This window comes from Oerskovia rustica (assembly GCF_014836555.1).
GTDB classification, from domain to species: domain Bacteria; phylum Actinomycetota; class Actinomycetes; order Actinomycetales; family Cellulomonadaceae; genus Oerskovia; species Oerskovia rustica.
Window position 1 is genome coordinate 27,829 of sequence record NZ_JACSQQ010000032.1, and the last position, 14,236, is coordinate 42,064.

Below are 14,236 nucleotides of genomic sequence, written 5' to 3' on the forward strand. Positions count from 1 at the left end.
CCCCCCCCCCCCCCCCCCCCCCCCCCCCCCACGTCCGGGTCAGCGCCCGCGCAGCGGGCTCACTCCCCCGCCGGCACCACGCGCGGCCACAGGTCCTGCACGGACGGCGCCCACACCGCCGGGTCCGCAGCGACCTGCTCGCCCGAGCGGATGTCCTTGACCTGGTGCGGCACGACCTCGCCGTCTGCGCCGATCCCCGCAGGGAACCACACGAACGGGATGCCGCGGCGGTCCGCGAACTTGATCTGCTTGCCGAACTTCGCCGCGCTCGGTGCAACCTCGACCGGGATGCCGCGCGAGCGCAGCGCGACCGCGACCGCGTCCGACGCAGGCCGCGTCTCCTCGCTCGTCACCGCGACCACCACCGCGCTGGGCACCGACCGCGTCGAACGGACCAGGCCCGCGCTCAGCAGCCGCGAGACGAGGCGCGAGACCCCGATCGAGAGCCCCACGCCCGGATAGGTGTTCGCGCCGTCGGAGGCCAGGGTGTCGTAGCGCCCGCCCGAGCAGATCGACCCGAGCTGCTCGTGCCCCACCAGCACGGTCTCGTAGACCGAGCCCGTGTAGTAGTCCAGGCCACGCGCGATCTTCAGGTCCGCGACCACGACGCCCGGCGCGCGCACGGCCGCCGCGTCGATCAGCGCCGACAGCTCCAGCAGCCCCTCCTCGAGGAGCTCCGACGTCACGCCGTGCTCGGCCGCGAGCGCCCGCACCCGCTCCGCGACGGTCGCGTCCGAGCCGGAGACCGCCGCGAGCGCCAGGCACGCCGCCGCCTGCTCGGGCGTCGCGCCGGTCTCGGCGACCAGCAGCGCCGCGACCTTGTCCGGCCCGATCTTGTCCAGCTTGTCGATGCTGCGCAGCACGCCCTCGACGTCGTCCAGGCCCAGCCCGCGGTAGAAGCCCTCGGCGACCTTGCGGTTGTTCACCAGGATGCGGACCTCAGGCACGCCGATCGAGCGCAGCTCGCCCAACGCCTCGGCCATGACCAGCGGCAGCTCGACCTCGAAGTGGTAGGGCAGCTCGCCCGCACCCACCACGTCGATGTCCGCCTGCACGAACTCGCGGAAACGCCCGTCCTGCGGGCGCTCGCCGCGCCACACCTTCTGGATCTGGTGCCGCTTGAACGGGAACGCCAGGTGCCCGGCGTTCTCCAGCACGTACCGCGCGAAAGGCACGGTCAGGTCGAAGTGCAGGCCGAGCTGCTTGTCACCCTTGCCGCCCCGGTCCCCCGCGGCTCCATCGACCAGGTCGGCCTCCTCCTGGAGGCGGCGCAGCACGTACACCTCCTTGGAGGTCTCACCCTTGCGCAGCAGCTGGTCCAGGGGCTCGACGGCCCGCGTCTCGATCCCCGCGAACCCGTGGAGCTCGAACGTGCGACGCAGCGTGTCGAGCACGTGCTGCTCCACGACGCGTCCAGCAGGGAGCCATTCAGGGAAACCGGAGAGAGGTGTAGGTCGGGCCATGGGACCCGATCCTTCCAGACTCGCGAACCGAACGAGCAATCCACCCGCGACGACGGACGGTCCCGGCCCCGCGCGTCCCGGCCGGACCGTCCGGGACGCGCCGGTTCACAGTCCGCGCAGGTACGGGTTGGTGCGGCGCTCGCGGCCGACCGTGGTGAGGGGGCCGTGGCCGGGGACCACCTGGAGGGCCTCGTCGAGGTGCCCGACGACGTCGCGCAGGGTTCGCTGCATCGTCTCGCCGTCTCCGCCGGGCAGGTCGGTCCGTCCCACGGACCCTGCGAACAGGACGTCCCCGGCGAGCACGACCCCGGCCGCCTGGCCGTCGCCCGCGCCGCCGCCGCCGTCCTCGTCCCCCGCGGCGACCGGGAGGTAGAGCGTGGACCCCTGGGTGTGGCCCGGCGCGTGCAGCGCGTCGACCAGGACGCCGCCCAGGTCGAGCCGGACGCGCGGGTCGGCCACCGACCCGCCGTCGGGACCGGGCGCCCCCCAGGCGCCGGACCCACCGCCCGAGCCGAACGTCCGCACCTCGCCCGGTTCCCGGTAGTCCTCGATCCGGGCGCCGCCTGCCGCGAGCGCGGCGGCCAGCGGCCCGCTCGTGAGAGGTCCGTCCGCCGAGGTCCCGTGCTCGATCGTGCCCAGCGGGTCAGGGAGCCGGTAGGCGTCGGCCGCATGGATCCACAGCGGCACCCCGTAGAGGTCGCAGAGCTCCGCGGCGTCCCACGTGTGGTCGGCGTGCCCGTGCGTCGCGAGGACCGCGGTCGGAGACAGCCCGTGCTCGCGCACGAGCGCCGTGACGCCCGGGACGACCCCTGCCCCCGCGTCGACGATCACGCACGGGCGCGGGACGCCGTCGGGCACGGCGTCCCGCGACCCGGGCGCGACGATCGTGCAGTTGGTCCCGAACACGGGGGCGACCACGAGGAAGATGTCCATGGCAAGGACAGTACCGACCTCACAAACAGGACACCTGATACCGGACCGTGACCTGAAAGGCGGAAAGTCACCGCGCCGGACCGCTCCCGATGCCTAGACTGTCCTCTGAAACCGTGGATCACCCGTGCAAGTACGCGCCTTCGCGCCGGCACGCGGACCTGCCCGTGGCGTGAGACGAAGGAGTTGGGGTGTCAACGAGCAAGCGCGAACGCGAGCGTGCCCGCCTGCGTGAGCAGAAGTGGACCCAGCGCCAGACGGATGCTCGCGCCCGCCGTCGTCGGGCGTGGACGATCGCCGGGGCGGTCTCCGGCGTCGCGGTCGTCGCCGGCGTGACCGTGCTCGCCATCAACGCCAACACCCCCGACAAGACGTACACGCTCGCCCCGCCCTCGGCCGCCCAGGACCGCGCGTGGACCGGCGAGCTACGGACCAGCGCGGGCGACGTCGCCTTCACGCTCGACGGGCAGGCCGCCCCGCAGGCCGTCGCGAACTTCGTCTCGCTCGCCCGCGACGAGTACTTCGACGGGACCGACTGCCACCGCCTCACGACCGAGGGCATCTTCATCCTGCAGTGCGGTGACCCCACCGGCACCGGCACCGGGGGGCCCGGCTACGACTTCGGGCCCGTCGAGAACGCCCCCGAGGACGGCCTCTACCCGGCGGGCACCATCGCCATGGCACGGACCGAGGCCGGTACCGACACCATGGGCAGCCAGTTCTTCCTCGTCTACGAGGACACCACCTTGCCGACCACCACGGGCGGTTACACCGTCTTCGGCAAGATCACATCCGGCTTGGACGTCGTCCGAGCAGTCGCTGACGCGGGCACAGCGGACGGGACCGGCAACGGCTCCCCCGCGACCCCGGTCACCATCGAAGGAGTTGAGACCCAGTGAGCGAGAGCACCGAGAACCACGCGAACTCTCCGGCGCAGGCATCCGAGGAGGCCCCCGCGACGGAGCAGGTCGAGGTGCCGGCGGTCGCTGAACCGACCGAGGCCGCGCCCGCGACCGACGCGCCCGAGGCCACGACGGACGCGCCCGCCGCAGCGAGCGACGAGGACGCCGCGCCCGTCACGGACGAGACTCCTGCCGAGACGCCCGACGCCCCGGCCGAGGCCGAGGCCGAGGCCGAGACCGCAGCGCCCGAGGAGGTGACCGAGACCGAGACCGCCCAGGACGAGGCCCCGGCCGAGGCCGCACCGGCACCCCAGCCGGCCGCCGTACCCAGGCCCTCGGCGGCCCCCAAGCCGAGCGCAATCCCGGTCCCGCGTCCCCCCAGGCCGGGGACCCCGACCCCCGCCGCCGCGGCTGCGGCGACCATCGCCCCGGCCGCCGCCGCGGCCGTCATCCCCGACGACAGCGCGGCCGCCAAGGCCGCCGCGGGCTTCGGCCGCGTCGACGAGGACGGCACGGTCTACGTGACCGAGGCCGCGGGCGAGCGCAGCGTCGGGCAGTTCCCCGGCGTCACCCCCGAGGAGGCGCTCGCGCTGTACGTGCGTCGCTACCTCGACCTCCAGGCCAAGGTCGCCCTCTTCGAGGCGCGCCTGACCGGCACGGACCTGTCCGTCAAGGAGATCGACTCGACCCTCGCCAAGCTCACCGAGGAGACCGCCGAGCCGTCCGCCGTGGGCGACCTCGACGGCCTGCGCGCGCACGTCGAGTCCCTGCGCACCGTCGCGGCCTCGCGCCGCGCCGAGCTCGAGGCAGAGCGCAACGCGGCCAAGGAGGCGGCGCTCGCGGCACGCACCGAGATCATCGAGGCTGCCGAGAAGATCGCCTCGACCGACCCGTCGCGCATCCAGTGGCGCCCGGCGGGCGAGGAGCTGCGCAAGCTCCTCGACCAGTGGAAGGACGCCCAGCGCAACGGGCCGAGGATCGACCGGACGAGCGAGGAGGCGCTCTGGAAGCGCTTCAGCCACGCCCGGACGGCCTTCGACCGCGAGCGCCGGCACTACTTCGCCGAGCTCGAGCAGCGCAACTCCTCGGCCAAGGAGGTCAAGGAGAAGCTGGTCCAGCGTGCCGAGGCCCTGCAGAACAGCACGGACTGGGGCGCGACGGCGGGTGCCTTCCGCGACCTCATGACCGAGTGGAAGGCCGCGGGGCGCGCCAACCGTCGCGACGACGATGCCCTGTGGGCGCGTTTCCGTGCGGCCCAGGACGCGTTCTTCCAGGCCCGTGACGAGCTCAACGCCGCTACGGACGCCGAGTACGCACAGAACCTCGTGGTCAAGGAGGCGCTGCTGGAGCAGGCCGAGAAGCTCGTGCCGGTGACGGACCTGGCTCAGGCCAAGGTCGCGCTGCGCGACATCCAGGAGAAGTGGGAGGACGCGGGCAAGGTGCCGCGTGCCGACGTCCAGCGCGTCGAGGCCCGCCTGCGTGCGGTCGAGACCGCTGTCCGTGACGCCGAGCAGTCGCAGTGGTCGCGCTCGAACCCGGAGACGCGCGCCCGCGCCGAGGGGGCTGCCGCCCAGCTCGAGTCCGCGATCGCGGGCCTCGAGGAGGACCTGGCTGCTGCGACGGCCAAGGGCGACAAGCGCAAGGTCGCCGAGATCGAGTCGGCGATCACGGCTCGTCGTGCGTGGCTCGAGCAGGTCGTCAAGGCTGCCGAGGACTCACGCGGCTGATCCCGCACCGCGCGAGGGGCCCGAGCGGGCCTGTGGACGAACGCCTTGTCCACAGGCTCGCGCGGGCCCCTCGCGCATGCACGGCCCGAGCGTCAGGCTGGGGGCCGTGACCACGCTGCTCTCGCTCCCTGCCGCTCCCCCGGCCCGCGCGCGCACGCCCGCGGATGTCGCCATGGACGTCCCGGTCGAGGACGCCCCGCTCCTGGTCCGCCCGGAGCACGTGGGCGGCCGCGTCGCCTGGACGGACCTGGTCCGGTGCGGGGCGCTCGTCCGGGTCCGGGGTGACGCCGCGGTCCGCCCGACGACGGAGGTCACCGCCGCCGTCCGCGCCCTCTCCCTGGCTCCTCTCGTGCCCCCGCGCACCGTGGTCGGCGGGACGAGCGCCGCGTGGGTCCACTGCGGGGTCCCGGACGACGCCGTGGTCGAGGTCGTCCACCCGCTCGGCGTCCACCGTCCGCCGCCGCACCACGGCCGGGTCGCGCGCCAGAGCGCCCTGCTGCGCCCCGAGACGGTCGAGCTCGGCACGGTCCTCGTGACGAGCGTCGAGCGGACCGCGGTGGACGTCGCATGCCTGACGGACCCTCGGCTCGCGGTCCCCGTCCTGCGAGCACTGGTGGAGCTGGCCGGTCTGGACGTCGGCGCGGCCCTGCGGGTCCTCGACCTGCGCCACCGCCGCACAGGGCGACCGGGGGCCCGGGCGCTGCTCACGGACCTGTCGGTCGCATCCCCACCGCGGGCCGACGGACTGCCGGCGGGCGCCGGGACGGCCCCGCGTCTACCGTGAGGGGATGCCTCGTTCCACGACTCCGGCGGTCGAGCTCGACGTCGACGGGCGCACCGTGCGCGTCACGAGCCCCGACCGTGTCGTCTTCCCCGGCCGCGGGCTGACCAAGCTCGACGTCGTCACATACTTCCAGTCGGTCGGGCCGGGCATCCTCGCGGCGCTGCGCGATCGTCCCACGACGCTCGAACGCTGGCCCAAGGGAGTCTTCGAGGGCGCACGGCTGAGCACCCGCACCGACAACAGCGGCGACGCGTTCTACCAGAAGCGCATCCCCCAGGGAGCCCCGGACTACGTCGAGACGGCCCGGATCGCGTTCCCGAGCGGCCGCACGGCCGACGAGGTGCGCCCCACCGAGCTCGCCGTCGTGCTGTGGGCGGCCAACCTCGGCACCCTGACCTTCCACCCCTGGCCCGTGACGGGCGCGGACGTGGAGTCCCCCGACCAGCTCCGCATCGACCTGGACCCGCAGCCCGGCACCGACTATTCCGACGCCGCGCGCGTCGCCCCGCACCTGCGCGAGCTGCTGGGCGAGCTCGGGCTGGAGGGCTTTCCCAAGACGTCGGGCGGCCGCGGGCTGCACGTGTTCGTCCCGGTCGAGCCGCGGTGGAGCTTCGTGCAGGCGCGCCGGGCGACGATCGCGATCGGGCGCGAGCTCGAACGCCGCCTGCCCGACCAGGTCACGACGAAGTGGTGGAAGGAGGAGCGCGGGGTCAAGATCTTCGTCGACTACAACCAGATGGCGCGCGACCGCACGATCGCCTCGGCGTACTCGATCCGTTCCAACGCCCGGGCCACGGTCTCGGCGCCGCTGCGCTGGGAGGAGGTGCCCGACGTCGGGCCGGACGACTTCGACGTGCTGACCATGCCCGCGCGCTTCGCGGAGGTGGGCGACCTGCACGCGCGCCTCGACGCGGCGGCCCCCGAGCCACGGTTCTCGCTCGAGCAGACCCTCGAGCTCGCGGCGCGCGACGAGCGCGACCACGGCCTGGGCGACCTGCCCTACCCGCCCGAGCACCCCAAGATGCCAGGAGAGCCCAAGCGCGTGCAGCCCAGCAAGGACGCCTCACGGCACGACGAGGACACCCAGGGCGCCTGACCCCTGTCCGCCCCGCTCGCGCCGAGAAGGAGGCCTGGAGCGCCTCCTGCGGCACGCACAGCCCCGTCGCTGCGGGCAGGTGAGCCCGGGCGCCCGCTCATGCCACTCCCGGCGCCCCCGGCAGCAGCTCGTCGAGGCGATAGCTCACGGGCTCCTCGAGCTGGTCGTACGTGCACGAGGACGGTTCACGGTCGGTGCGCCAGCGCCGCAGCTGGACGGTGTGCCGGAACCGGCTGCCCTCCATGTGGTCGTACGCGACCTCGAGCACCTTCTCGATCCGCAGCGGCACGAACGACAGGTCCTTCGTGCCGCTCCAGCGCGACTGGGCACCGGGCATGCGGCCCGTGCCGGGGCTCTCCCACCCGGCCCAGGGGTGCTCGCCTGCGTCGCGGCTGTCCGGGCTGTCCGGGGCGAGCACGAGCGGGGCCAGCTCGGCGACGAGCTCGGCCCGGCGCGCCCGCGGGAACGACGCCGCGACCCCGACGAACTGCAGCGCCCCCTCGTCGTCGTACAGCCCCAGGAGCAGCGAGCCCAGGAGCGGCTCCTCGGGGGTCGACGTCTTGTGCAGCCGGTACCCCGCGAGCACGACGTCGGCCGTGCGCTCGTGCTTGACCTTGAGCATGACGCGCTTGTTCGGCTGGTAGGGGGCCGCGAGAGACTTGGCGACGACCCCGTCGAGGCCCGCCCCCTCGAACACGGCGAACCACTCCTCTGCCACCGCTCGGTCGGTCGTGCGCGGGGTCAGGTGCACGTGCGGACCGTCGAGCCCCAGGCCCTCGAGCAGCTCCTGGCGGCGGCTCAGGGGCTCGGCCGTGACGTCGTCGTCGCCCAGGGCCAGCAGGTCGAACACCACGAGGCTCGCCGGGGTCTCCTCGGCCAGGCGCGCGACGCGCGAGGCCGCGGGGTGGATGCGCTGCTGGAGCGCCTCGAAGTCGAGCCGCCCCCCTTGCGCGAGCACGATCTCCCCGTCGACCACGCACCGCTCGGGCAGGGCGTCGAGCACGGCCGCCACGACGTCCGGGAAGTACCGCTCCATGGGCTTGGCGCTGCGGCTGTCGAGACGCACCTCGTCGCCGTCCCGGTAGACGATCGCCCGGAAGCCGTCCCACTTGGGCTCGAACACCAGGCCGCCCTCGACCGCGGCGGGGTCCGGGACGCCCGAGACGGACTTCGCGAGCATGGGCAGCGTGGGCGGCAGCACGGGCAGGTCCATCCCCCGATGCTGCCACCGGGGGCGTGCGGGCACCTGTCGAGCAAGCAGTCCCGGCTCGCGCCTGATGCCCGACGACGTCGCTCGGCCTGGTCAGCCTCGCTCGCCCGGGCGGTACGTGCCCCGGGCGACGGGCACCCCGGCGAGCGACGCCGTCGGGCCGTGCACTCCGCTCGGGGACGCCGGGTCAGGCCGGGAGCGGGGGCCTCTCCTCGGCCTTGGAGCCCGTGATGCGGTAGACGTCGAACACGCCGTCGACCTTGCGCACCGCGGACAGGACCGTGGCCAGGTGGCCCGGCTCGGCCATCTCGAACACGAAGCGGGACATCGCGACCCGGTCGTTCGAGGTCGAGACCGTCGCCGAGAGGATGTTGACGTGGTGGTCCGACAGGACCCGCGTCACGTCCGAGAGCAGGCGAGCACGGTCGAGCGCCTCGACCTGGATCTGCACCAGGAACAGCGCGTTGCTGCCCGTGGTCCAGTCGACGTCGACGATGCGTTCGGGCTGGTTGCGCAGCCCCACGACGTTGGCGCAGTCCGCGCGGTGGACGCTGACGCCCTGCCCGCGCGTGATGAAGCCGATGATCTCGTCGCCCGGCACCGGGGTGCAGCACTTGGCGAGCTTGACCCAGATGTCGTCGACGCCCTTGACGACCACGCCCGGGTCGCCCGTGCGGGGGCGGCGGGCCGTGTGCCCGGGGCGCGTGATCTCCGCCAGGTCCTCCGACGCGCCGTCCTCGCCGCCGAGGGCGTGCACGAGCTTCTGCACGACGCTCGCGGCCGAGACCTGGCCCTCGCCGATCGCCGCGTAGAGCGCCGAGACGTCGGGGTAGCGCATCTCGTTCGCGAGACCCACGAGGGACTCGTGGCTGAGCAGGCGCTGGATCGGCAGGTTCTGCTTGCGCATGGCCTTCGCGATCGCGGTCTTGCCGTGCTCGACGGCCTCCTCGCGGCGCTCCTTGGAGAACCACTGGCGGATCTTGTTGCGGGCGCGCGGGCTGCTGACGAAGGCGAGCCAGTCGCGGCTGGGGCCCGCGGTCTCCGACTTGGACGTCAGGACGTCGACGACGTCGCCGTTCTCCAGCTTGGAGTCGAGCGGGACGAGACGCCCGTTGACGCGCGCACCCATGGTGCGGTGGCCGACCTCGGTGTGCACCGCGTAGGAGAAGTCGACGGGCGTTGAGCCCGCGGGCAGCGCGATGACGTCGCCCTTGGGCGTGAAGACGTAGACCTCCGCGCCGCCGATCTCGAAGCGCAGCGAGTCGAGGAACTCCGAGGGGTCCGCGGTCTCGCGCTGCCAGTCGACGAGCTGGCGCAGCCACTGCATGTCGGTCGACGCGGTGTCCGGAGCGCCGCTCGACTTGGCGACCTCCTTGTACTTCCAGTGCGCCGCGACCCCGTACTCGGCGCGGCGGTGCATGTCGTGCGTGCGGATCTGGATCTCGACGGGCTTGCCGCCGGGGCCGATGACCGTGGTGTGCAGCGACTGGTACATGTTGAACTTGGGCATCGCGATGTAGTCCTTGAACCGCCCGGGGACGGGGTTCCATCGCGCGTGCAGCGCTCCGAGCGCCGCGTAGCAGTCGCGCACGGTGTCCACGAGGACGCGTGCGCCGACCAGGTCGTAGATCTCCGCGAAGTCGTGCCCGCGCACGATCATCTTCTGGTAGATCGAGTAGTAGTGCTTGGGGCGCCCGGTCACGGTCGCCTTGATCTTCGCGGTGCGCAGGTCCGCGGTCACCTGCTCGCGGACCACGGCGAGGTACTCCTCGCGGGCCGGCGCGCGCTCGGCGACCAGGTGCACGATCTCCTCGTACACCTTGGGGTAGAGCGTCGCGAACGACAGGTCCTCGAGCTCCCACTTGATCGTGTTCATGCCCAGGCGGTGCGCGAGGGGCGCGTAGATCTCGAGCGTCTCGCGGGCCTTGCGCTCGGCCGAGGACGACGGGACGAACTTCCACGTCCGGGCGTTGTGCAGCCGGTCGGCGAGCTTGATCACCAGGACGCGGATGTCGCGGGCCATGGCCACGACCATCTTGCGGACCGTCTCGGCCTGCGCCGCGTCGCCGTACGTCACCTTGTCGAGCTTGGTGACGCCGTCGACGAGCATGGCGATCTCCTCGCCGTACTCCTCGGTGAGGTGGTCGAGCGAGTACTCGGTGTCCTCGACCGTGTCGTGGAGCAGGGCGGCGGCGAGCGTCGCGCCGTCGAAGCCGAGGTCGGCGAGGATCGTCGCGACGGCCACGGGGTGCGTGATGTACGGGTCACCGCTCTTGCGCATCTGACCGCGGTGGGCCTTCTCCGCGGTCGCGTAGGCGCGCTCGATGACCGACAGGTCGGACTTGGGGTGGTTGGTCCGCACCGCCTGGAGCACGGGCTCGAGCGCAGGGATGCCTCCCTGGCTCCCCCGGACCCCGAACCGCACCAAGCGCGACCGTACCCGTGCTGCCGAGGACTGCCCGCTGTCGCTCGTGGACCGACCGGTCCGTGTCTCTTCGCTCATGCGTGCCTCCTCACCCTGATCGCCGGAGAATCTCGACGTCCGTCGGAGTGGCAATCCTACGACTCCACGCGCAGGAGCGTGTCGACCTGGCGGCCCGCGAGCCGTTCGCGGCCCCCCAGCCCGTCGAGCTCGAGCAGGAAGGCGAGGCCGACGACGACGCCGCCGCAGCGCTCCACGAGCTCCGCACCGGCCGAGGCCGTCCCGCCCGTGGCGAGCACGTCGTCGACCACGAGGACCCGCGCCCCGGGGGCGAGCGTCCCGGTGCGCAGCTCGATCGAGGCGGTGCCGTACTCGAGGTCGTAGGTCACGGTCTCGGTGGGCGGCGGGAGCTTGCCCGCCTTGCGCAACGGCAGGAAGCCGACGCCGAGGCGGGTCGCGAGCGGGGCGCCGATCAGGAAGCCACGGGCCTCCAGACCGGCGACGAGGTCGACGCCCCCCGCGGCGAAGGCCGCGAGGGAGTCGACCACGTCGCCGAGCGCCCTGCCGTCGGCGAGCAGGCCGGTGATGTCACGGAACGTGACACCGGGCTGGGGGTAGTCCGGGACGTCGCGGATCAGTCCGAGGACCTCGGCCGCGCGTTCGTCCCCCAGGCCCGTCAGGCCGACGGGAAGGATGCTGCTGGTGCTCATGAGGGGTCAGTGCCCCCGCTTGCGTCGCGGCTGCGCCTTGACGCCCTGGTGGGAGCCGGGCTGGAGCTGGCCGGCGCCCTGGACCCCGGCGGCGGCCAGGGCGGCGTCGTCCGTCGCGCCGCCCGTCGACTCCGCGGCCTGCGCGGCGAGGGCCGCACGCTTCTCGAGGACCTTCTTGGTGTGCTCCTTGATGGCGGGCTCGCGCTCGCGCAGCGTGACCTCCAGGGGCGTGGCCAGGAAGATCGAGGAGTAGGCGCCGACGGCCATGCCGACGAACAGCGCGAGGGAGATGTCGCGCAGCGTGCCGGCTCCGAGGAGGAACGCGCCGATGAACAGGATCGCGCTCACGGGCAGCAGGGCCACGACCGAGGTGTTGATCGAGCGGACCAGGGTCTGGTTGACCGCGAGGTTCGCGCGCTCGGCGTAGGTGCTGCGGGTCTGGTCGAGGATGCCGTGCGTGTTCTCACGGACCTTGTCGAAGACCACGACGGTGTCGTAGATCGAGTACCCGAGGATCGTCAGGAAGCCGATCACGGTCGCCGGGGTGACCTCCCAGCCGATCGCCGCGTAGATCCCGACCGTGATGATGAGGTCGTGGAAGAGCGCGATGAGCGCCGCGGCGGCCATGCGCCAGTTGCGGAAGTAGATCGTCATGACGAGGCCGACGAGGGCGAGGAAGACGATGAGGCCCGTGATGGCCTTCTGCGAGACGTCCTTGCCCCAGCTCGGGCCGATGAACGCGGTCGTGACGTCGTCCTCGGTCACGGAGTAGGCGCCTGCGAGCGCGTCCCGTACCTCGGTGACCTCGTCGGCGGTCAGGCGGTCGGTCTGGACGCGGATCGCGGCGCCGCCGACGGTCGTGACGCGCGGGACCTCGGCCGGGGCGACCTCGGCCACGGCGTCGATGGCCGGCTGCTGGTCCGTCTCGGTGACGTTCGAGACGACGAACTCGGAGCCGCCGCGGAAGTCGATCCCGAGGTTGAACCCCTTGGTGAGCAGGACGCCGAACGACAGGACGACCATGACGATCGCGACGATGTAGAAGCGGCGGCGGTTGCCGACGATCTGGTAGGACTTGCGTCCCGTGTAGAGGTCGTTGCCCCACTGGGCGAATCCCTGCGCCATCAGAGGTTCTCCTCGTTCTTGTCGCCCTCGGTCGAGGAGCCGGTGGTGGTGGCGTCGGACTCGGCCGCACGGCGGGCCGCGGCCCGGCGCTCGGCGATCGTCATGCGCGAGCCCTCGCCTGCCGACGCGGCACCGAGGCTGGCGCCTGCGCCGACCTTCTCGCGCGCGGGGCGGTCGAAGGGCTCGTCGACCGGTGCGTCGACAGTCGGCGCGTCCTGGTCGGCGGTGGCACCGGAACGGCTGACGCGGCCCCGTCCCGCGTAGCGGGTGGTCGCGCCGAGGCGGCGCGGGTCCAGACCTGAGGCGGGGTGCCCGTTGGCGAAGAACTTGGTCCTCGCGAGGAGCTGCATGACCGGGTGGGTGAACATGAAGACCACGATCAGGTCGATCAGGGTCGTCAGTCCGAGCGTGAACGCGAAGCCGCGGACGCCGCCCACGGCCAGGAAGTACAGCACGACCGCGGCGAGGAAGTTGACCGCGTCGGAGGCCAGGATGGTGCGGCGTGCGCGGTCCCAGCCCTTCTCGACGGCCGAGTTCAGGGTGCGGCCGTCACGCAGCTCGTCGCGGATGCGTTCGAAGTAGACGATGAACGAGTCCGCGGTGATGCCGATGGCGACGATGATGCCGGCGACGCCGGGCAGCGAGAGCCGGTACCCGATCGTCCACGACAGCAGCAGGATCACCCCGAAGGTGAGCACTGCGGCGATGCCGAGCGAGGCGACGGTGACCAGGCCCAGGGCCCGGTACTGGAAGAGCGAGTAGATGACGACCAGCAGGAGGCCGATCGCACCGGCGATGAGGCCCTTCTCGAGCTGCTCGCTGCCGAGGGTCGCGGAGATCTGCTGCTCGCTCTGGACCTCGAAGGTCAGCGGAAGCGAGCCGAAGTTGAGCTGGTTGGCGAGCAGTGCGGCGCTCTCACGGTTGAAGCTGCCCGAGATCTCGGCCTTGCCGTCCGTGATGACGTCGTTCGCGGTGGGGGCGGAGATGACGAGCCCGTCGAGGACGAGCGCGAACGCGTTCTGCGGGGAGGGCAGCGAGACCAGGCGCGTCGTCGTGTCCTTGAAGGCCTCGGTGCCCTCGTTGTTGAACTCGAGGTTGACGACCCACTGGCCGGTGCTCACGCCCTGGGGCGTGGTGCCCATGCCCGAGCTGGCGTTGGAGATCTCGGTGCCCTCGATCTCGACCGGCCCCAGGATGTACTTCGCGCTGCCGTCGTCGGCGCACGTGACCAGGGGCGCGTCGGGCTCGTCACCCAGCCCGCCCGTGAGGTTCTTGGGGTCGGTGCAGTCGAGCGCGTCGAACTCGGCCTGGACCGCGGGGGTGATCTGGGCGAGGTCGCTCGGGTTGGCCGGGACGACGGGCGTCTCGGGCTCCGCGGGAGCCTCGGCCGGGGTCTCGGACTCCACCGGGGTGGGGGCACCGACGGTCAGGACCGGGCGGAACCGCATCTGCGCGGACTTGCGCACGAGGTCGAGCGTCTCGTCGCTCGGGGTGCCGGGCAGCCCGACGACGATGTTCTTGCCCTGGCTCGTGATCTCGGCCTCGGTCACTCCCGAGGAGTCGACGCGCTGGCGGATCACGTTGATCGCCTGCTGGATCGTCTCGTCGGTGACCTCACCCTCGGAGGCGATCGGCGTCAGGATGATCTGCGTGCCGCCCTCCAGGTCGAGGGCGAGTCCTGGCGTGGTGCTCGCGTCCGACCACTTGGTGCCGGCGAAGATCGACGCGAACAACGCGAGGATCAGTACAGCGAGGGTCACCAGGGTGCGTACGGGCCTGGCGCGTCGTGTGTTGGAGGTGGCCAACTATCCGTCTCTTCTCGTGCGCGCGACATCGCGAGATGGCGCGGGTCGAGGGGGGGGGCGCC

The 14,236-nt window shown here is 72.5% G+C and carries 11 protein-coding genes; 4 read left to right on the top strand and 7 right to left on the bottom strand.

Translation table 11 applies throughout. The annotated features are described in order from the left end of the window. Window positions 1-59: 59 nt before the first annotated feature. Both hisS and H9652_RS15840 read right to left on the bottom strand, forming a co-directional pair. Window positions 60-1,463 carry a histidine--tRNA ligase gene (gene hisS, locus H9652_RS15835; RefSeq protein WP_191797176.1) on the bottom strand — a complete coding sequence of 468 codons (1,404 nt, stop codon included), beginning with the start codon at window positions 1,461-1,463 and terminating at the stop codon, window positions 60-62. Between the two features lie 105 nt (window positions 1,464-1,568). Then, window positions 1,569-2,396, bottom strand: coding sequence for an MBL fold metallo-hydrolase (locus H9652_RS15840; RefSeq protein ID WP_191797178.1), 828 nt, complete (start codon window positions 2,394-2,396; stop codon window positions 1,569-1,571). Between the two features lie 188 nt (window positions 2,397-2,584). On the opposite strand from H9652_RS15840, the gene H9652_RS15845 reads away from it, so the two are divergent. The 4 genes from H9652_RS15845 (at window position 2,585) to ligD (ending at window position 6,902) form a co-directional block, all read left to right on the top strand. Then, a complete protein-coding gene (locus tag H9652_RS15845) occupies window positions 2,585-3,292 on the top strand; it encodes a peptidylprolyl isomerase (RefSeq protein ID WP_191797180.1) in 708 nt (235 codons plus the stop codon). Further along, window positions 3,289-5,022 (top strand): DUF349 domain-containing protein, encoded by a 1,734-nt coding sequence (locus tag H9652_RS15850; protein ID WP_191797182.1) that lies wholly within the window; start codon window positions 3,289-3,291, stop codon window positions 5,020-5,022. Before H9652_RS15845 ends, H9652_RS15850 begins: the two co-directional genes overlap by 4 nt. Window positions 5,023-5,128: 106 nt before the next feature. Continuing rightward, a complete protein-coding gene (locus tag H9652_RS15855) occupies window positions 5,129-5,806 on the top strand; it encodes a hypothetical protein (RefSeq protein ID WP_191797184.1) in 678 nt (225 codons plus the stop codon). A gap of 4 nt (window positions 5,807-5,810) precedes the next feature. Further along, the gene (ligD, locus tag H9652_RS15860; RefSeq protein ID WP_191797186.1) at window positions 5,811-6,902 is read left to right on the top strand and encodes a non-homologous end-joining DNA ligase; all 1,092 of its coding nucleotides are present in this window, start codon (window positions 5,811-5,813) and stop codon (window positions 6,900-6,902) included. Between the two features lie 97 nt (window positions 6,903-6,999). Here the strand turns inward: ligD and H9652_RS15865 are convergent, their stop codons facing one another. From H9652_RS15865 to secD, 5 genes are all read right to left on the bottom strand, one after another. After that, window positions 7,000-8,115, bottom strand: a complete 1,116-nt coding sequence (locus tag H9652_RS15865) for an ATP-dependent DNA ligase (protein WP_191797188.1) — start codon at window positions 8,113-8,115, stop codon at window positions 7,000-7,002. A 184-nt stretch (window positions 8,116-8,299) separates the two neighbouring features. Then, entirely contained in the window at window positions 8,300-10,615 is a 2,316-nt protein-coding gene (locus H9652_RS15870; RefSeq protein WP_138824363.1) for a RelA/SpoT family protein, read from the bottom strand. Window positions 10,616-10,671: 56 nt separating this feature from the next. After that, complete coding sequence (locus H9652_RS15875; RefSeq protein ID WP_030151412.1) at window positions 10,672-11,244, bottom strand: adenine phosphoribosyltransferase; 573 nt, start codon at window positions 11,242-11,244, stop codon at window positions 10,672-10,674. 6 nt (window positions 11,245-11,250) lie between these two features. After that, complete coding sequence (gene secF, locus H9652_RS15880) at window positions 11,251-12,369, bottom strand: protein translocase subunit SecF (RefSeq protein WP_191797190.1); 1,119 nt, start codon at window positions 12,367-12,369, stop codon at window positions 11,251-11,253. Next, the gene (gene secD / locus H9652_RS15885; protein ID WP_318244211.1) at window positions 12,369-14,129 is read right to left on the bottom strand and encodes a protein translocase subunit SecD; all 1,761 of its coding nucleotides are present in this window, start codon (window positions 14,127-14,129) and stop codon (window positions 12,369-12,371) included. The genes secF and secD overlap by 1 nt, the downstream gene beginning before the upstream one ends. Between the last annotated feature and the right edge of the window lie 107 nt (window positions 14,130-14,236).